18 protein-coding genes are annotated in these 19096 nt (G+C 47.9%); 10 read left to right on the top strand and 8 right to left on the bottom strand.

Annotated elements, in window-relative coordinates; all coding sequences use genetic code 11:
- Positions 1 to 335: 335 nt before the first annotated feature.
- The 4 genes from ACJJIJ_RS14890 to ACJJIJ_RS14875 all read right to left on the bottom strand — a co-directional run bounded on the left by ACJJIJ_RS14890 (position 336) and on the right by ACJJIJ_RS14875 (position 4058).
- The gene (locus tag ACJJIJ_RS14890) at positions 336 to 1310 is read right to left on the bottom strand and encodes an FHA domain-containing protein (RefSeq protein ID WP_444937761.1); all 975 of its coding nucleotides are present in this window, start codon (positions 1308 to 1310) and stop codon (positions 336 to 338) included.
- Positions 1311 to 1945: 635 nt separating this feature from the next.
- Positions 1946 to 2512 (bottom strand): YceI family protein, encoded by a 567-nt coding sequence (locus ACJJIJ_RS14885; protein WP_252083326.1) that lies wholly within the window; start codon positions 2510 to 2512, stop codon positions 1946 to 1948.
- Positions 2509 to 3120 (bottom strand): cytochrome b, encoded by a 612-nt coding sequence (locus ACJJIJ_RS14880; RefSeq protein WP_252083325.1) that lies wholly within the window; start codon positions 3118 to 3120, stop codon positions 2509 to 2511. The genes ACJJIJ_RS14885 and ACJJIJ_RS14880 overlap by 4 nt, the downstream gene beginning before the upstream one ends.
- 272 nt (positions 3121 to 3392) lie before the next feature.
- The gene (locus tag ACJJIJ_RS14875; protein ID WP_252083324.1) at positions 3393 to 4058 is read right to left on the bottom strand and encodes a hypothetical protein; all 666 of its coding nucleotides are present in this window, start codon (positions 4056 to 4058) and stop codon (positions 3393 to 3395) included.
- 357 nt (positions 4059 to 4415) lie between these two features.
- On the opposite strand from ACJJIJ_RS14875, the gene ACJJIJ_RS14870 reads away from it, so the two are divergent.
- The gene (locus tag ACJJIJ_RS14870) at positions 4416 to 5924 is read left to right on the top strand and encodes a dipeptidase (RefSeq protein WP_444937760.1); all 1509 of its coding nucleotides are present in this window, start codon (positions 4416 to 4418) and stop codon (positions 5922 to 5924) included.
- Positions 5925 to 6046: 122 nt separating this feature from the next.
- Positions 6047 to 6952: a 1-acylglycerol-3-phosphate O-acyltransferase, YihG family gene (gene yihG / locus ACJJIJ_RS14865; protein ID WP_444889395.1), complete on the top strand. Its 906-nt coding sequence runs from the start codon at positions 6047 to 6049 to the stop codon at positions 6950 to 6952.
- Between the two features lie 100 nt (positions 6953 to 7052).
- Here the strand turns inward: yihG and ACJJIJ_RS14860 are convergent, their stop codons facing one another.
- Positions 7053 to 7490, bottom strand: coding sequence for a host attachment protein (locus ACJJIJ_RS14860; RefSeq protein WP_444889396.1), 438 nt, complete (start codon positions 7488 to 7490; stop codon positions 7053 to 7055).
- 377 nt (positions 7491 to 7867) lie between these two features.
- Here ACJJIJ_RS14860 and ACJJIJ_RS14855 point away from each other — a divergent pair, with 377 nt between their 5' ends.
- From ACJJIJ_RS14855 to fghA, 6 genes are all read left to right on the top strand, one after another.
- Entirely contained in the window at positions 7868 to 8296 is a 429-nt protein-coding gene (locus tag ACJJIJ_RS14855; RefSeq protein WP_252083320.1) for an Hsp20/alpha crystallin family protein, read from the top strand.
- A 65-nt stretch (positions 8297 to 8361) separates the two neighbouring features.
- Entirely contained in the window at positions 8362 to 8778 is a 417-nt protein-coding gene (locus ACJJIJ_RS14850) for a CBS domain-containing protein (RefSeq protein ID WP_252083319.1), read from the top strand.
- A 166-nt stretch (positions 8779 to 8944) separates the two neighbouring features.
- Positions 8945 to 9520 carry a PhnA domain-containing protein gene (locus ACJJIJ_RS14845; protein WP_444937759.1) on the top strand — a complete coding sequence of 192 codons (576 nt, stop codon included), beginning with the start codon at positions 8945 to 8947 and terminating at the stop codon, positions 9518 to 9520.
- 166 nt (positions 9521 to 9686) lie between these two features.
- The gene (locus ACJJIJ_RS14840; protein ID WP_444937758.1) at positions 9687 to 10754 is read left to right on the top strand and encodes an AraC family transcriptional regulator; all 1068 of its coding nucleotides are present in this window, start codon (positions 9687 to 9689) and stop codon (positions 10752 to 10754) included.
- A gap of 153 nt (positions 10755 to 10907) precedes the next feature.
- Positions 10908 to 12041, top strand: a complete 1134-nt coding sequence (locus tag ACJJIJ_RS14835; RefSeq protein ID WP_252083316.1) for an S-(hydroxymethyl)glutathione dehydrogenase/class III alcohol dehydrogenase — start codon at positions 10908 to 10910, stop codon at positions 12039 to 12041.
- Positions 12042 to 12053: 12 nt separating this feature from the next.
- Positions 12054 to 12917: an S-formylglutathione hydrolase gene (gene fghA, locus ACJJIJ_RS14830; protein WP_444887199.1), complete on the top strand. Its 864-nt coding sequence runs from the start codon at positions 12054 to 12056 to the stop codon at positions 12915 to 12917.
- Between the two features lie 99 nt (positions 12918 to 13016).
- Here fghA and ACJJIJ_RS14825 read toward each other — a convergent pair whose 3' ends face one another.
- The 3 genes from ACJJIJ_RS14825 to ACJJIJ_RS14815 form a co-directional block, all read right to left on the bottom strand.
- Complete coding sequence (locus tag ACJJIJ_RS14825; RefSeq protein ID WP_444937757.1) at positions 13017 to 13448, bottom strand: hypothetical protein; 432 nt, start codon at positions 13446 to 13448, stop codon at positions 13017 to 13019.
- 574 nt (positions 13449 to 14022) lie between these two features.
- Positions 14023 to 15285, bottom strand: coding sequence for an NADH:flavin oxidoreductase/NADH oxidase family protein (locus tag ACJJIJ_RS14820; RefSeq protein WP_444937756.1), 1263 nt, complete (start codon positions 15283 to 15285; stop codon positions 14023 to 14025).
- Complete coding sequence (locus ACJJIJ_RS14815) at positions 15275 to 15934, bottom strand: TetR/AcrR family transcriptional regulator (protein WP_444937755.1); 660 nt, start codon at positions 15932 to 15934, stop codon at positions 15275 to 15277. The genes ACJJIJ_RS14820 and ACJJIJ_RS14815 overlap by 11 nt, the downstream gene beginning before the upstream one ends.
- A gap of 393 nt (positions 15935 to 16327) precedes the next feature.
- Here ACJJIJ_RS14815 and ACJJIJ_RS14810 point away from each other — a divergent pair, with 393 nt between their 5' ends.
- Positions 16328 to 16516, top strand: a complete 189-nt coding sequence (locus tag ACJJIJ_RS14810) for a hypothetical protein (RefSeq protein WP_444937754.1) — start codon at positions 16328 to 16330, stop codon at positions 16514 to 16516.
- 197 nt (positions 16517 to 16713) lie between these two features.
- The gene (locus ACJJIJ_RS14805) at positions 16714 to 18915 is read left to right on the top strand and encodes a S9 family peptidase (RefSeq protein WP_444937753.1); all 2202 of its coding nucleotides are present in this window, start codon (positions 16714 to 16716) and stop codon (positions 18913 to 18915) included.
- Positions 18916 to 19096: the final 181 nt, after the last annotated feature.

Here is a 19096-nt window from a genome sequence, read left to right as displayed (position 1 = left end):
ATGGATAGGGGATTCTACCCGATAGTACATTTTCGTGAAGCTATCTGTCTCCATTTCAGAGGAAATGGTTCACGTTATTCCATTTCATTTGGATTGCTATCGGTTGCAAAAAGAGACTGCCTAACGTCTAAAAAGTCTTTACTTTAAGAGGAGAGGCGTGAGAGTTTCACTACGCGAATCCGTGAGATGAGTTCACTCTGATGGAAAGTCATATGTGGCAGGAAAGGCTTTGTTGTTTATAACAGCAGACGAAGGGATGGCATAAGATCTGTACTTATAGGATGATCGCTATAGGTACAGATCGGCTTTGCTGAGCTAGAAATAGCGATAAGACCTTACACTTCCTGCAGCTCGGTCTTTGCTTCCAGTTGAGTACCCTTATAGATTTCAAATTGGTGACAGCCCAGGCGGATCTCCCAGGAGCGTCGCTCTACTAAGTTTGAGGTATCTACGGCATCTGGCAAGGATTCAGAGATCTGCTTGCGTGCGCGGAAAATCTGGGTGTTCAGGTGGTTGACGGTGATGCCCAGCTCGTGAGTGGCTACCTGGATGGAAACCCAGCCTTGGGAGTCTGTATCCATGTCGTTTTGCATATCACGGAAGCGTGCTCGAGCCAGGTACAGCAGCAGGTAGTTGTGAATGCGTGCGGGCAGGGACTGCTTCATACCCTCTCGCTGCAGCTGCAGTTGTACATGTTCCTCGTGGGAGCTGACAGAGAAGCGCAGGCCGAAATCTGTAATGGATAACTGCTGTAAAGAGAGTTCTTTGGTTGCCCCTTGGTTGTCGGCGAGAAACAGTTGCCAGCTCTGCAGGCCGCAATCAATACGATCCCCGTGATTGACCATGCTCTTGCTGCCCCCTTCGCCGGTGCTACCGGTAAACTCGTATTGCCATTGGGCGGTAACGGGGCTGAAATGCAAGCTGGCGAGGGGCTCGCTCTCGTCCGGTAGCAGGTGGTATTGCTCCAATAGCTGGGCTTCACCAGTCTTCAGGTCAATCAACAAGTTTTCTGGGGCGTCGAGATTCTCGACAATCCAAGCGGGGTTATTGACTCGCCCGAAACAGATCTTGTCGCCGGTTTGCAATGGGTAGCTCTTGGCTGGAACCAGTTGCTGGCCATTTAGCCAGGTTCCATTGCGACTAAGATCGCGAATATTCCAATGCGTGCCGGTCCACTGAATGGCCGCGTGAATACCAGAGATTTCGGCACTGGTGATACGGGTATCCACGGCCCCTTGACGGCGGCCGATGGTGTGGTGTGCCATCAGGTATACGGGTTGGTCCCTATCTGGATGCTGTAAGCAAGCCATTATCTTGTCCTTTTTCTCCGGGTTGCGTCGGGCGCTGAGCTAGAGCTGCTTGCCAGAATTGTTGGCAGTTCAATGCTGCAGATGGGATTGCTCACTCGGCAGCAATAAAAGTAACCTACAAGTGCTATTGTCCAGATTCTTTGAGATTCGCTCTACAAGGCCAAGAGAGTCTGGCTATTTTCCCCCTCTAAGGGAGAAGTGGGCGCTCACTAGGAGTCTGGCTGTAAATAAGTTTGAGGTTCTTTATACCTACTGTGGAATGATTGTAATCACTGCTACTACTAATGGTTGCTATTTTCACTGAAAAACTTTGCTGTCGTCAAAAGTAGCGTAATAGTTTGTGCTTACTAATTGTGAACTGGTTAAAATTTTAAGTGCTTACAGTTTCTTTACTGCCATCTGGGCTAGCTGTCAGATGTCTTTTCTCCAGTATTTAGCTAAAGCTGAGAGATTCTTTAAGTATTAGTTTTAGGGAGCTGTAGGCCATTTGGCACTAATCTAATGGATCTGCTAGCGCTTAAAAATGCCATTTTTGCGGCAGTTTCTGCCAAGTGGTGTTAAATGGGTGCTTGAGGGATAGGAGCCCGATTTGTTGTAAATCGGGCTGTCAAAGGAATAAGAGTTTCTAAATAGGTTTAGATACGGATGCCTTCAATATCCAGAATCATTTCAACCTTCTGGGAGGCTGGGCCCAGATTGTAGTCGATACCGAAATCCTTCAGATCAAACTCTGCAGTGCCACTGAAGCCCTGACGGTAGCCACCCCAGGGGTCCTTACCGCCCCCAATATTGGTAACGTCGATAGTTAGCGGCTTGGTTACCCCACGTAGGGTTAGCTCACCTTTCAGCAGTGCCTTTCCGTCTTCTGTTGGTTCAAAGCTGGTGCTTTTGAAGGTTGCTGTGGGGAATTTTTCCGTGTGGAGGAAGTCGGAACCGCGCAGGTGCTTGTCGCGCTCGGCGTGATTACTGTTAAGGCTGGTTACGTCGATATTGACGTTTACAGTAGATTTTTCCGGTGCCTTGTCATCATAAAAGAATGAACCGTTGAAATCGTCAAAGCGTCCATAGAGCCAGCTATATCCCAGGTGTTTAATGCGAAACTGGACGAAGGCATGGGCGCCTTTGGTATCGATTTTATATTCCGCCGCTTGGGCTGTGGTGCCGAGCAGGGCAGCGAAAAGAAGGGCGGTGAGCTTCTTCATAGGGAGATTTCCTTTTTTGTGGTTGTAACTGTATTTTGCTTATTCGGACGGGTCGGCATGCCAGATAGTCCAAGCATCCTGCGAAGTGTTACGTCCTTGTCGAAAAAATGATGCTTCAATGCCGCCAGGGCGTGAAGGCTGACCAAGATGATCAAAGTCCAAGCCAGAATTTCGTGAAGGCTCCCGGCAATGTCTTCCTGATTGGGAATGCCTTGGATAGTAGCCGCTACGCTAAACCAACCGAATACATCAATGGGGCGTCCATCGGCGGTCGATATCAGGTAACCCGATAGCATAATGGCCAATAGAAGCAGGTAGATGAGGTTGTGTATGCCACTGGCAGTGAGTGCTTGCCAGCGAGGCGTTCCTGGGGCAGCCCTGGGGGTGATATTCACTGAACGCCACAGCAAGCGAAGCACCAGAGCAATCAATAGCAAAATACCTATGCCTTTATGGATGCTGGGGGCCTGCTGATACCAGGGGTCATAATAGGACAGCTGACGCATCCACCAGCCGAGCACAAAGAGGCCTATGATCGCTGGGGCCATTAGCCAGTGCAGCATAATCGCGACCCAGCCGTAGTTATTTTGGTTGTTACGAGCTTGCAAGCTCTTTCTCCAAGTGTGTTTATTGATCGGGTAAATTGATGAGGCTTTAGTATGCTGATTTGATTAGCCTCGAATCCCGCCAGGGTTTTTCTTTCTGCTTGAAGAAGGTCTGGAGAGGCTACATTCGCACTCACCCCGTTAGCGGATTATAACTTGGCGCTAGGGTATCGTTTTTGTTGTCTATGACCAATGGCTGAAGGGAATCTTTGCGAGAGAGATCAATTAAGCTCAGGTGACTAATAAAAGAGACAGAAAGCGCAATAATTGTGCTGTTAGTGGTGGCGGCTCCGATTACCCTCACGTTCTGCGGCAAGAAGAATCCGCTCGCAGGCCCCTCTGTCCAGGGCTGTAGATCGCTGTGCCAGCTGCTCAGCCAGCCAGCTGGTGGAGTGATGTTCGCGGTCCAGGGCTAATTGTTCAAGCTGCCAGATCACGTCGAGCATTAACTGCCGCTCCAGTTTGTCTTCAGTTTCCTGGCTGGAGAACAGCCGTGGCTCTAGCCTCTCCAAGTCGCTGCGCTTCAATACCAGCTCTGCCAGGCTAGGGTACCAGCGGCCACTGAAGGGCTCAGGGCGTTGATGATAGTCAAACGTGATTCGCAGGCGATTGCCCTCGGCGTCCTCGAGTAGAGGGGTGTCTTGCTCATAAGCGGGTAGGGCGGGGCTGTGTCGCAAGATACCGACAAGGGCCCGCCAGTCACTGCGGTTCTCTGAGCACAGGCGCAGTGGCTCAATCAATTCCCTCTGCCCCTCGCGATTGAGAAAGGTCAGTTTCTGCCCCGGACGATACCAGTAGAGATCGAGGAGCTTTTCCTCGGCTAAATCTGCAAGATGGATGCTGGTTAGGGGTTCCTCTGCTAGGGCGCTCAAGTGGCTGACGGCCTGCTGGACACTCAGCCATTGCTTGCGATGGAAATGTTTGCCATTGGACGTGGTCATGCGCTGCTCCAGCCTCGCGTTAAGCTCCCCAAATTTTAGCAACCCTGAAAAACCACTATAAGTGGCTTATAGGCTTGGCAAGTGATAAGTGAAGTCACATTTGCTGGCTATGATCCAATCGAGCCGTGAATTATCGCCAGATTTATTCAATTGTAGGAATATTAAAGTAGTGCTGATTGAGGAGGCCTGGGAACACCTATTACATTGCCAGGATATTAGTTTAGCAGTGAGGCATTGGTATAGGTTCGGCTCAGGAAACTGTGACTGGAGATTATTAACACAGAGACTGGGATGAATTGGTGGGTCATGCCATTGGCTGGAGATGTACAATGGCACTTTTATTTACCTGGGGTGCTTATGAAGTTACGAAATGCTCTTTTACCGCTGTTTCTCTCTGCAACCCTGTCAGCACCTGTTGTCGCTGGTGTGTCTTCTCAGGCACAGGAGGCTTCTGACTATGCAGTTGAAAAATATGAAGAAGCCATGACTGAGACCTTAGCGAGCTTGGTACGCTTTGAAACGGTAGCTCGCGAAGACCTGCCTTTGGAGCGCAACCCTGAGTTTACAGGCTTCAAGGACACTCTACAGGATAAGGCTCGGGAGCTGGGGCTGGAGTATCAGGATTTCGGCCATGTTGTGGTAATTGCCCTGGGTGAGGGGGCTGAGAAAGTGGGTATTGTTACCCATGGGGATGTCCAGCCAGCCAACCCGGCCAAGTGGCAGAAAAGCCCGTTTATGTTGGATGCGGAAAGTGAGCCAGGCAGGCTGATTGCCCGTGGTAGTGAGGATGATAAAGGTCCGATCGCTACGGCCCTTTATGCTATGAAAGCGATTAAGGATCAGGCGGTGCCCATGAAGCGCAGGGTTGAACTTCTGATCTATTTGGCGGAAGAGTCTGACTGGGAGCCCCTCAAGGAATTCCTGAAAACTTATCCAATCCCTTCCTACAACATCACCATCGACGCTAATTACCCGGTAGTGACTGCCGAGAAGGGCTGGAGTGAGGTGCAGGTCACCACTGCTGGTGTACTGGCAGCGAACTTCGATAAGCCTTACATAAAAAGTTTCTCAGGTGGCTATTTTCGTAGCCAGGTGCCGGATGAGGCGCGTGCTTTGCTGGGAAATGTTAATGCTGAGTTAGTTTCGGCTATCCGCGCTCGCGCCGTTCAGAACAAGCATGTCTCATATGAGTTTAAAAGCGGTAATGGCAGTTTAGAGGTAGTGGCTCGCGGTGTGGCTACCCACAGCTCAGAGCCTGAACATGGGGTAAACGCGATCGCCTATCTTGCGGATGCGCTCAGTGTTTACGATTGGCCCGCCAATGACGCTGGTGCGACGGTGCGCTATCTGAATGACTTGGTGGGCACAGGGGTCCTGGCTGAGAAGTTTGGCAGTATCGCTTATCACGATGCATTTATGGGGCCAATGACGGCGGCAGTCACCATGGTGAAAGAGACTGACTCTGGACTGATCAGCCACCTCAACCTGCGTCGCCCCACAGGTAAAACAGCCCCGCAGCTAGAAAAGGAGATTGACTCTACCTTGGCCGAGTGGCAGGAACTTTCGGGTATCACATTGGCAGATACAAAAGTGATTTTGGGGAACCCCTACCGAGTAGACGATGCTCCTCACGTGAAACCTTTGCTAGAAGTTTTTCGTCATTTCACCGGTATGGAAAAGGCTGAGCCGGTCGCGATTGGTGGTTCCACCAATGCCAAGCTATTACCTAATGCTGTGAGCTTTGGGCCTTCTATGCCTGGAGTTGCTTATTCCGGGCATTCAGAACATGAATTTATTACCGTTGAACAGTTTCGGCTGAACCTAAAAATGTATACGGCGATGATGATTGAGGTGGCTAACCTCTAGGCTGGTGAATCTGTGAGTTGTTGAATAAGAATAAGAATGTGGGCGCCAGAGTTTACTATGTAAAAACGGTTTTCTCGGGCGTCCGTTAGGAATCTCTTTTACCACTATTTTAGAAGCATAAGATGTTAAATTTTCTTCCCTCGGCAGTGTTGTTGATATTGGCTTCGGTGTTGCTGGTCATCAGCACAATCCTTTGCTTTATTCCCATTTTGTTTTTTGTTGTCGTGAGATTGATTTTTCCATTTTCAGCGCTGCGCAAAATCTACACATCCATTTTTATGTCAATTGCTGAAGCCTGGATTACCATGAATAAAGGCTGGATGAAACTTACTCAAAAGACAGAGTGGGATGTGAAAATTGGAGGAGAGCTGAAAAAAGATGGCTGGTATTTGGTAACCTCCAATCACCAGAGTTGGGTGGATATCTTTGTACTACAGTCAATTTTTAACCGAAAAATCCCTTTCCTGAAATTTTTTATCAAGCAGGAGCTTATCAAGGTTCCTGTAATGGGTATCTGTTGGTGGGCTTTGGATTTTCCATTTATGAAGCGTTATAGCAAGGCATATTTGGAGAAGCATCCGGAAATGCGCGGCAAAGATCTGGAGTCAACCAAAAAGGCTTGTGAGCGCTTTAAATTAATTCCCACCAGTATTATGAATTTCCTGGAAGGTACGCGTTTTACTCAGGAAAAGCATGATAGGCAGGGTTCCCCTTTTAACTATTTGCTCAAGCCCAAGTCTGGTGGTATTGCTTTTGCCATGCAAAGTATGGGGGAGCAACTTAACCGCCTGTTAAATGTAACCATTGTCTACCCAGATGGTATCCCATCATTTGCGGATTTCCTTGCGGGAAAAGTGAAGCGCGTAGTCGTTCGGGTGGAGCAGATTCGCATACCAGATAAATTTTTTACGGCTGATTATATGAATGATCAGGTATTTCGTGCTGAATTTAATCATTGGGTGTATAAACTTTGGCAGGATAAGGATCAGTTGATTGGGAATCTATTGAGTGATTCTAAAGGGACTTAAGAGGCACAGGCTAATTTTATGGCGAATGCTATTTAAGAAGGCTTGAGGGGCTGTTTTTTCAGCCCCGCCTTCCCAACAGATTTCCTCAATGAGGAATCAATCAAAGCCAGATGGGTAGCTGAGCACGAATTTCTTCTGGTTGGCTTTCTACCAGATTCTTACCGGTCTCTCCTGCAATGGTAGCGCGGGTTGGTGTCTTGAGAGCATCCCGTAGGTTACCCACCATATATGGCTCGGCTACGATATAAAGTTTTTCGTAGCGTCCCTCCTGTCGCCCCCGCTCTAAGGTATGAGCAATCTCTCTGGCAAATTTCTCACCGTTGCGATGGCGTAGATCGGAAAAATTACCCATGGTGTGGCGACCCTTGCCACGGCTGTCAAAAGTGCGTCCAGGGGCGTCACTTTCGAGATCGCGGCCCGATAGTCGGGATTCAGGGTGGAGGAGAGCTTCGATTTCGTGGAGGTTTCCGGCGCGTTTTTGTGCTTCAAATATTCTGGCTTGCGATTGGTTGGCCACAAGAACCCATGCTAAAGCCATGAGCGTATCCTCATTCTTTTACTCTCTCTTATCCTAGTTAATTTCAGCGCCATCCACTATCTGTCTGGATTTAATTGGGTAACTATCTAATTTTTTTCATTTTCTAGAATATTGGAGAGTTAATTGTGGATAGAGGAGTGGGATTTGCCTGCGATGCTTTTCGGTTCATTTCGTAGAGCGTTATAGATTTTCTAAATAGATAAAATCTAAATATCCACAGTTGTCTTTATGCCTTTTGTGATGGTTATTGCAGGCACATATTCCTACCAGATGGCGTGAGATTACCTAGAATGAAATCAAGATGTGAGAGGCGCAAGCCGGATCCGTGGATCTAGCTTGCGCCTCTTGCGACATAGTGGTAGATGGAGGTTGTAAGTATGAGTCTGATACCCAGAGGTTCCCTGCTGGATCTGGATAATATGTTTGAGCAGATGTTGTCACCTGGCCGTGCTATCGGCAGTGAAAGGGAGGGATTTTTTTCGCCACGTATCGACGTGAGTGAACGGAAAAACAAATATGAAATCAGTGCCGAACTGCCCGGTGTCGGTAAGAATGATATCAATATCACTTTGGAGAATGGGGTTTTAACCCTAGAGGCGGAAGTACATCGCGAGATCAAGGAAGAAAAAGATGGTCGAATTCTGCGACAAGAGCGGCGTTATGGAAAATTCCTGCGTAGTTTTAATCTGGGGGAAGATGTTCGAGAAGATGAAATTGATGCGAATTTCAAAGATGGCATTCTGACTCTGACTGTCCCCAGACATGAAGGACACCCGCCACAGAGAAAGCGTATCGAAGTGCACTGATTTTTTCATGCGACGGGCTTCCGTCGCTTTAAAAGTATGTTTTCAGTATTAGTTGAGGTAAAGAAATGAAAGTGAAACAGGCAATGCATCAGGGTGTGACCTGGTGTACACCAGATACCTCTCTACAGGAATTGGCAAAAATCCTGCGGGACGAGGATATCGGTGCGGTTCCCATCGGTGAAAACGATCGATTAGTGGGTATGGTGACCGACCGAGATATCGTATGTCGCGGTGTTGTGCAGGGAGGCAATCTTTCTTCCCTAACTGCCCGTGATGTAATGACTGAGGGCATTGAGTGGTGCTGGGAAGAGGATGACCTACTCTCCGCGGTACACAAAATGGAACAGCAGCTGCTACGGCGAATGCCAGTTCTAAATAGTGAGAAGCGCATGGTCGGCATTCTCAGTCTCGGCGATATCACCTCAGCCATTGCCAGTAAGCAGGGTGGTCACTTCGCCTCTGCGGTTTCGGCTCACCACTAGTTTCCGTAGCCCCATTATGGGGCTTAACTTATTTTTCTGGGCCCTGTGAGGAGAATTCTCCGATGGGGCCCAGTCTTATTTTACTTTCTTATTGATTCATAGGTTCTGGTAGGGTTGCACGAATTAGCGAGTGAGGGCGTATACTCCGCACTTTTTGAGGTAATCCATGGCGGTCAGTCAGGAACAGCTGCTTCAGCGCAGTGGTGGTCAGTGCGAACTCTGCAAAGCTCAGGATAATTTGGAAGCTTATGAACTGCCGAAGTCCCCTGTCGGGACGGAGGGCCAGTTACTCCTGTGCCAGACCTGCCGCGATCAGCTGAACAATCCAGCCGAACTCGACAGCGCTCATTGGCAGTGTTTATCTGACAGCATGTGGAGCCAAGAGCCGGCGGTGCAAGTTTTGGCCTGGCGGCTTCTCAAGCGCCTGTCTACGGAAACCTGGGCGCAGGATTTACTAGACATGCTTTACCTGGATGACGATCTTCTTAACTGGGCCCAAGCCGGTGCACTACCTCAAGCGGGCGACATTCTTGTTCACCGCGACAGCAACGGCGTGCAACTGCAGGCAGGTGATAGTGTGACCATTATCAAGGATCTGGATGTAAAAGGGGCCAGTTTGGTGGCCAAGCGCGGTACTGCAGTTCGTGGTATCAGTTTAACGGATAACCCAGAACACATTGAAGGGCGTGTCGAGGGGCAGCGTATCGTCATCCTGACTAAGTTCGTCAAGAAAATTGTCTGAAACTCTATTGATTGCCAGCTTTAGATACAGGACTAGTTTGCGAAGGGAAGGGTGGTTTCCTATCACATTTCAGTCTTGTGAAGATTACTGGAATAAATTTGCCCTGTTATCATCCCTGGGATACTTCCCTAGGACTTTAACCGCCTGGCATTGGCCGTAGATCCCAATGCTAGCTGGTGCGCCTGGCTATGGCTGTGGTTGTGCTATGACAGGCAGTGGAGATGGATTGATGAGCCCCACCTATGAAATTCGCAGCGGCACCCTCGCGGGTTTCAACACTCTGGTTCCCCAGTTGGGCGGAATACCTTCAGATTTGCTCGCTGAGGTTGGCCTACCCGCAGATTGTATGCGTCGCCCGGATATCTTGATTCCAATCTCTACTCTGATCGACCTGTTAAACCTGTGTGTGCGTGAGCTGCAATGCAATGACTTTGGCTTGCGGCTGGCGGAGCAGCAGGGCCTGCGTATGCTTGGAGTGTTGGGTAAGTTGGTGCTCAAAGAGAAAGACCTGGATGCCGCGTTGAGTGCCAGCCACCGCTACATGGTATTACACAACCAGGCTGATCACTGGCGAATAATTGAGCGCGATAGCAGACTCTACGCTTATCGCATTAGCCATTATGAAGGGCTTGGTGTTGCTGAGCAGTACAGCGAGCTGGCCTTGGGCGCCGCCTGCAGGCTATTTAGGGAGTTGGCTGGAGCGGATATTCGCCCGCGCCAAGTGCATTTTTGCCATGTACCGGTTTCTTCACTCCAGCGTTACCGTGAGTACTTTGAAGCTGAGGTATTTTTTGCCCAGGAATATGATTGTCTCGTGTTTGATACTGAAGTGTTAGAAAGGCCTTTGAATGCGGCTAGTGAGGGATTGGTGCAATATTTTGAGGAATTTACCCAGTTGCTCATTCAGGGGCAAAGGGGGGATATAGCGAGTCAAGTGCGGACGCTGATCTTGCAGACATTGGGGGCCCAACAGCATAACCTGGCACAGGTTGCCCAACTGGTGGATACCCCTGTTCGCACTTTGCAGCGCCATTTACGTGCTGCCGGCACCTCTTTCAAGCAGCTTTTACAAGAAGCGCGCATGGAAACGGCTCGATGGCATTTACGGTCCTCAAATATTGATATTGCTCTACTGTCGGCGAGCCTCGGTTATACCGATACCAGTGCCTTCTCCAAAGCTTTTCGCACTGTGCATGGGAATTCCCCCTTACAATGGCGCAAGCTACAACATTGATTTTTACTTCTAGGTTTTTCAAAGGGTATTTACCCGGCAGTGTCCCGCCTCATTTCAGTATCCTATTTTGTCCTTCCCTTTTTGCCTCATAAATACTGGCAGGCTATGCTGGGCACCTGTTGATTGAAACAACGACCAGTAAGGAATAACACCATGGGTGCAGAGACGATTCGCTGTAAAGCCGCTGTGGCCTGGAAAGCGGGCGAGCCGCTTTCTATCGAGGAAGTTGAGGTGATGCCGCCGCAAAAAGGCGAGGTACGTATTAAGCTGACGGCTACCGGGGTCTGCCATACCGATGCTTTCACACTTTCGGGGGAGGATCCTGAGGGTGTCTTCCCTGCGATCCTTGGCCATGAGGGAGCGGGTGTTGTGGAGTCGGTGGGTGAAGGAGTTACCGGCTTAACGGTTGGGGATCATGTTATCCCGCTATATACCCCCGAGTGTGGCGAATGTAAGTTTTGTTTGTCTGGCAAAACGAACCTCTGCCAAAAAATTCGAGCAACCCAAGGTAAGGGTTTGATGCCGGATGGCAGCACGCGTTTTTCGATCAATGGAAAGCCCATCTATCACTATATGGGCACCTCCACTTTTTCTGAGTATACGGTATTACCGGAAATCTCCCTGGCGAAAATTAATCCCGAGGCGCCGCTTGAGGAAGTTTGTCTTCTTGGTTGTGGTGTCACTACAGGGATGGGAGCGGTGATGAATACCGCTAAGGTAGAAGCGGGTTCAACCGTGGCAATCTTTGGCTTGGGAGGAATTGGCCTATCGGCAATTATCGGGGCCAAGATGGCGGGTGCTGAGCGTATTATTGGCATTGATATCAATGAAGATAAATTTGCCCTGGCAAAAAAACTCGGTGCGACAGAGTGTATTAACCCCAAAAATTATGAACAACCCATCCAGGAAGTCATTGTCGACCTTACCGATGGTGGAGTGGATTACTCCTTCGAATGTATTGGTAATGTAAATACTATGCGGTCTGCGCTGGAGTGCTGCCACAAAGGTTGGGGCGAGTCTGTAATTATTGGCGTTGCCGGTGCGGGTCAGGAAATCAGCACGCGCCCCTTCCAGTTGGTTACTGGTAGGGTGTGGCGCGGCACTGCATTTGGAGGAGTGAAAGGTCGCTCTGAGCTTCCGGATTATGTCGAGCGCTATCTGGCCGGGGAATTTAAGTTGGATGACTTTATTACCCACACGATGCCCTTGGATAATATTAATGAGGCCTTTGATTTGATGCACAAAGGCAAGAGTATTCGCAGTGTCATTCATTACGAAAACGTTTGAGTGGGATAACCTATGTCAATTGAGCTTGTCAGTAGCACCAGATCGTTTGATGGGTTACAACAAGAATACCGGCACCGCTCCGCTGTGTTGAATTGCACTATGCAGTTTTCTATTTTTTTGCCTCAGGGTACAGACAGCGAAGAAGGGCATCGCTATCCGGTGCTTTATTGGTTATCGGGCCTGACTTGCACCGATGCTAATTTTAGCCAGAAAGCGGGCGCCCAGCGTATGGCTGCAGAGCTGGGTATTGTGCTGGTCATACCAGATACCAGCCCTCGTGGAGAGGATGTTGCCGATGACCCCTCCTACGACCTTGGCCAGGGAGCAGGGTTCTATGTGAATGCCACTCAAGAACCCTGGAAGCAACACTACCGTATGTATGACTACATAGCGGCTGAATTACCGGCGCTAATTGAAGGGCATTTTCCGGTAAGTAAGAAGCGCGCCATCAGTGGTCATTCCATGGGAGGTCATGGCGCCCTGGTTATTGGCTTGCGTAACCCTGAGCGATATACCTCAGTTTCAGCATTTAGTCCGATCTGTAATCCGATCGCTTGCCCCTGGGGAGAGAAAGCGTTTGGTGCATATCTGGGCGCGGATACAACTTGCTGGGAAGGTTACGATGCGAGTGTTTTAGTAGGGCGAGCGACAACGCACCTCCCGATACTGGTCTCCCAGGGCGATGAAGATCAATTTCTTGAGCAGCAGTTACGACCGGAGGCCCTGCAAATGGCTGCCGAAGCTTGTAGCTATCCTCTGCGACTGGAGCACCATGCAGGATATGATCATAGCTACTTCTTCATCGCCTCATTTATTGAGGAACACCTGCGTTTCCATGCGGATTACCTCTTGAGTAACGATAAAATTCCTGCCTAAAGCTGCTGTCATATCGTTTAGAGCTGCGCTGCAACCGGGCACTTTATAATTGCCCGGTTGTAATACATGAGCTTTTTATCGAGCTTACCTGGGTGTCTTTCACCTATCTGATTGAGCGGCAACTGCACGACATTCACCGTGAATCTCTGCCCGGCCTTTCTCGAAAGTCTGTTCAATCGGGAACCAGCCGTTAGAACAGAATCCATTTTCATTTATGAGGAGTTCCACCCTCGCCATTGCCATTTTCTTAATATCGCCTGAGTTTGATTGACTGTGGCCAGGTTTACGAGAGCTGGGTTTGCCCCTTGCTGGTTTACCCTTACCGCCCATTCCGGGGCCACCATTATGTTTACTGCTGTGGCTTCCATCGTTATGGGGCGCTGCCCCCAGGCTTGCCTTATATACAAAGCGTTTGTGTCCTAGTTCAGTGATATCAGCAACAAAAGATTCGTTAGTGGGAACCTTAGGTGTGGAGCTACAGCCGAAGATGAGCAGCGAAGCTCCCATAGTAGAGAGGAGGTTAGCCTTCATTGTTGTTATCCTGTGAGTAATTCGTTTCCAGTATGACCTTTGCCCTTTACTAACGTCGGTTAAGCAGAGTAAACAATTGTTAAGGTCAATCAATTCAATAAGGTGTTTCTTTCTTAGGGGCCTTTACAGGATATTTTCTTTTTACCTAAATAAATTACTCTTGAAACCTGTGTTTTTATATATGCGTAGAGGTCTACCCAGATTATTTTTACTATGATCTATGGCTTGATGATGAGATAAGGGCCTAAAAAATAAAGTGATTTTATAGCTCTATGGCGATTTATAGAGGAGAAATAGAGAGCAGATTTTCGGGTTTTATTTTAGGGTGCACAGTGTCTCCTCGGCAGCTGGAGAGACCTATTTTTCTGACGCGCTAGGAAGTTGTCCTCAGTCTCAAAGACCTGTAGAAAAGTCATAATCTGATAACAAAATGTTGTTACAGGCTTTTAAAAATACTTGTTTTCCACGTACTCGCCCTGGTTTTGGCCGGCGACGGTACGTCCTTGTATTGTCTCACTTATCTGCTGTGATTTACGGTGAGGAACTATAGTTTCCTAGGCGCAATAAAGTTTTATCAGGCTCGTCGCCTCTGAAAAGAAAGCAATCCGACAGCAGTCAGCGTTTTTAATACTGAGGTCCAAGCACTCATATTTGGTTTCGTTGGCTTTCCTTTGCCAATAAGGGCCAGCTGTTGTTCGTACCAAGTGACATCCAGCATAGCCATAAAATCCAGTCTGGGAATACCTGTGGTGAGCTTTTTCAATGTTATCTTATGGTTGCCATCCGATAACAGTTTGTGCGATAGCCGTGGGTCAACCGCTAATGGGCGGGCTAGGCCGATCATATCCACGGCATTTGATACAAGGGCGGCCTCCATGGCAGCTGCGGAACGGAAGCCACCGGTGACTACGACAGGAATTTGCAACTGTGCACGTGCCTTTTCTGCATAATCGATAAAATAGGCCTCTCGCTTGATGGTGCTTTCTTTCACATTGGCACCAACCATACTTGGGTTTTCATAATTGCCGCCGGAGATTTCAATTAAGTTAATACCTTCATCCTGCAGGGCTTTCAGAACCTGCATGGATTCCTCTTCACTGAACCCACCTTTTTGAAAATCTGCTGAATTGAGTTTTACGCCTACCGGAAAATCTTCACCAACCGCTTCGCGAATAGCGCTATACACCTCGCGTAAAAATCGTAAGCGATTTTCTAAGGTACCTCCCCACTGATCATTTCGCCGATTGTGGTGAGGGGATAGAAACTGATTGATCAGATAACCATGAGCAGCATGTATCTGAATCCCAGTAAATCCAAATTCTTTCACCTGTGCTGCGGCCCAGGCAAATTTTTTAATGATAATTACTATTTCATTTTCAGTGAGTTCTCTCGGGCGGTTGAACGTCTTCTCTAAGCCATTAGCCATTGGAATTGCAGAAGGTGCGACGGGTTCGGTACTTAAAAAGTTGGGTGTTTGCTTGCCTGGATGATTTAATTGCATCCAGATTTGTGTACCGTTTTGGCGTCCAGCTTGGGCCCATTTCCGGAACAGGGAAAGGTCCGACTTCTCGTCTAATACCACATTCCGCGGCTCACCCAGAGCTGTTCGATCAACCATGACGTTGCCGGTGACCAGTAAACCTGTGCCTCCTTCTGACCATGTGCGATATAAGTGAATCAGCTCCTCGGTGGGGGCATGATTGGGATCCGCTAATTGCTCACTCATAGCAGATTTAAACAAGCGGTTTTTCACACTGGTTCCCGGCAGAATACTCAGTGGACGAGCGAGAGGTGTAGCTCGATCGGTGTTTTTTAAGGCGTTGATACTATTTTTCAAAATGAATGTCCTGCCTGTAAGTTTTAATACTGGCCAGTGTTTGTGCCCCTTGTTGCGTCACCAAGGTGCTAAAAAACGTCCGTAGCTGTCTGAGTAAATCATTGGGATCACCGGATACCTGGTATTGCAGAATACTGCCCTGCCAAACGCTATAACACAGTGTCGCAAGGTTATCGGCGGGGACGTCACAGCGTAGATCTCCTTGATCTTGTGCCAAATGTAATATCGACTGAAGATTTTCCAGCCACCTGTGCTCTACAGACTCAATGGCTTCACGGCAAAGAGGACTGGCCTGGGCTACCTCGGCCGACATCGCTCCGAGTAGACAGGCACAAGACTGACCAACTTTTACTTTGTTTTGAACACGGTTATGAAAGCAGCACCAGAGCTGGATCAAGCCAGGTGCCTGATCCAGGTTTATTATCGTCTGCGCTAGTTCCGTATCAATCTGCTGGCCGTAGCGGTGAATAATGCTGGCTACGAAGGCCTCTTTACTGGGGAAATAGTTGTAGAACGAACCTTTGGGTACACCTACTGCATCCAGCACCTGCTTGATACCAGTGCCGTGATATCCCTGGCTGGTCAGCATTGCGGTACCTGCTTCTAGCAGTGCTTCTTTGGTGTTTTCGCTTTTACGTGGTCGAGCCATAAATATTAGACCGGTCGTCTATTAATTGGTGATCAATATATGACCGATCGTCTTGGAATGCAAGAGGGAGTGTTTTGTTTTGGTATTTTCTAGGCTAGGGATCAGGAAAAGGTTACTTATATGGGGAGATTGACCCCGATGACCTATTAATCATTGGCCACGCACAATAGTTTACTGAAATCGAAAATACTCTTTCAAAATAAAATTAATTCAGAAATTTTGAATCAATATAAGGCTTTTTATGCTCTTTAATTGGTTTTTTTTGGTTTAAATTACCTGGTTTGGCAGGGGTGCTACTCTTTTCATCACCGCATATCGAGATGGTTCCTCTATCAACTTGCCTGCTCCGACTATAGAGTCTCCCACAGAGTTAGATAAGTAAATGGATCGATTGTGATTGAGTTCGCGGTGGAAACTGGGAAGAGCCGCGACCTGGATATCTTTGGCGGCAAATTGTTATGGAAGGAGGTGAGAACTGTTTTAATAGAAGAAGTAAGTTGGTTCTTCTTACTGATTTTGTTTCGCCAAAAGCCAGCCCCAAGATTGTCTTCAGGCACTGCGAATATCGATGATGCAGAGTAAATGACGGTAAAGTAAGACAATTGCAGAAGGTTTGATTGTCACTCTGTTAAATTCAGAAGGAGAGCTCGATGCCCTCCGTTATCTGGAGATTACATTGTAGAATTCAAGGACTTTGTTGCTTGCAAAGAAAGTGGTTTAACGCCTTTCTTAACGCAGATTTGCGCCTAGCATAAAACACTAAAACAAAGAGCCCTTCTATGAAAAGAAAACTGCTTGCCCTACTTGGCTGTACAACCTTTGCGGGACTCTGTTCCGCGGATACGTTGACTATTGAGCGAATATTCTCCGATCCGGCCCTTGGAGGCACAGCGCCCCGTGCCCTTGAGTACTCTCCCGATGGTAGTCGGGTAACTTTTCTGAAGGGGCGAGATGAAGACTATAACCGTTACGATTTGTGGGAATATAACATTGCCGATAAAGAGTCCCGTATCCTGGTGAATTCCGATAGCCTGCACAGTGGTCATGAGGAATTGTCCGATGAAGAAAAAGCCCGACGCGAGCGCCAGCGAATTTATGGCAGTGGCATTATGGAATACAGCTGGTCGGAAGATGGTAAGTCCCTGTTATTTCCGTTAGCTGGAGATGTTTATTACTACGGCCTGGATAGTAAATCTGCGCGGCGCTTAACTGAAACTGAAACTTTCGAAACCGATGTGCGGGTTTCTCCTAAAGGGCGTTATGTTTCTTTTATTCGCGACCAGGATATTTTTGTTGTTGACCTAAAGAATGGTAAAGAGCGTGCATTAACCAGTGATGGCCACGGGCCTATTAAAAATGGTATGGCCGAATTTGTTGCTCAGGAAGAGATGGGGCGCATGAGCGGATACTGGTGGTCACCAGATGACCGTCATATCGCCTTTCTGCAGGTGGATGAGTCTCCGGTGGATAAGGTGACTCGCAGTGAAATCTATGCTGATCGCATTGACCTGATTCAGCAACGCTATCCCGCCGCAGGGAGAGCGAATGTAAAAATTCAGCTGGGCATTCTGAATGTAGAAACCGGTAAATCCCGCTGGGTAAACCTTGGTAATGAGCAGGATATTTATATTCCTCGCGTGCAGTGGGCGCGCGATAATCTACTGACTTATCAATGGCAGTCCCGCAATCAACAGAAGTTGCAATTGCGTGCTTTTGATCTGAAGACGAACACTGGTAATACCCTGTTGATTGAGTCCAGTGATACCTGGGTAAATTTGAGTGATGATCTTCACTTCTTGGAGAATAAAGATCAATTTATCTGGTCTTCAGAGAGAGATGGTTTTAAACATCTCTATCTCTATGATCTAAGTGGTAAATTGTTGAACCAGATCACTCAGGGTGACTGGGTAGTGGATGAAGTTGAAGCGATTGATGAGAATCAGGGTCTGGTGTATTTCACCGGGCGTAAAGATACTGTGATAGAGCGACATTTGTATCGAGCGCCATTCAATGGGGATGGAAAGATACAACGTATCTCTAGCAAGAAGGGAATGCATGATATTGAGTTTTCCCAAGATGCCTCGGGTTATATCGATAAATTTTCCAGTGTAAATACCCCGCCTCAAGTAAGCTTGCATAATGCCAGTGGCGAACTAACGACTTGGCTGGAAGAAAATGCGGTTATTAATGGGCACCCTTTACACCCATACAAAGCTGATTGGATTACTCCTGAGTTCGGTACCATTGAATCCCCTCTGGGACACCAGCTTAATTATCGACTTTATAAGCCAGCTAATTTTGATGCATCAAAGCGTTACCCGGTTATGGTTTATGTCTATGGTGGACCCCATGCTCAGGTAGTTACCAATAGCTGGGATAAAGCCTTTAACCAGTTTATGGCCCAGCAAGGGTATGTCGTTTTTTCTCTGGATAATCGAGGTTCTGCTAACCGCGGAACGACTTTTGAGAACCCCATTTTTAAAAATATGGGTAGCCCTGAAGTTGAAGATCAGGTTACTGGAGTGAAATTCTTGCGCACACTACCTTTTGTTGATAGTGAGAATATTGGTATCTTTGGGCACAGTTATGGGGGCTATATGGCTCTTATGAGTATGTTTAAAGCGGGTGACTATTTTAAGGCAGGTGTATCCGGTGCTCCTGTTACCGATTGGTCCCTTTATGATACCCATTATACTGAGCGTTATATGGGGAACCCCGATACCGATGCGGATGCCTATCAGGCTTCATCAGTTTTTCCGTACACTGAGGGACTTAAGGGCTCCCTGTTGATTTATCACGGTATGGCGGATGATAATGTCTTGTTTACTAACACCACCCGACTGATCAAACAGCTACAGGATAATGGCCAGCAGTTTGAATTGATGACCTACCCGGGCAAGAAGCATAGTTTGCGCGGTAAACAAACTCGGATTCACCAGTACACAATGATCAGAGATTTCTTTGATCGACATTTACGTTAAGACAGGTAATTTTAGTTATATTATTTTCTGTATATCAGGACCCCAGGCAAATAAAGCTTGGGGTTTGATCAGTGAAGTACTGATACCATCCTTATTCCTTCTACATTTTTTGTACCAAGTCTCCAATCATCCCAAGAACATCTCTATTTGTCTCATATGGTGTTCAATCATTTTTGGTGAT

Source organism: Microbulbifer mixtoriginis (SeqCode), from assembly GCF_052467945.1.
Note: the sequence above shows the minus strand (reverse complement) of the source record. Positions and strands in the feature narration are given on the sequence as shown.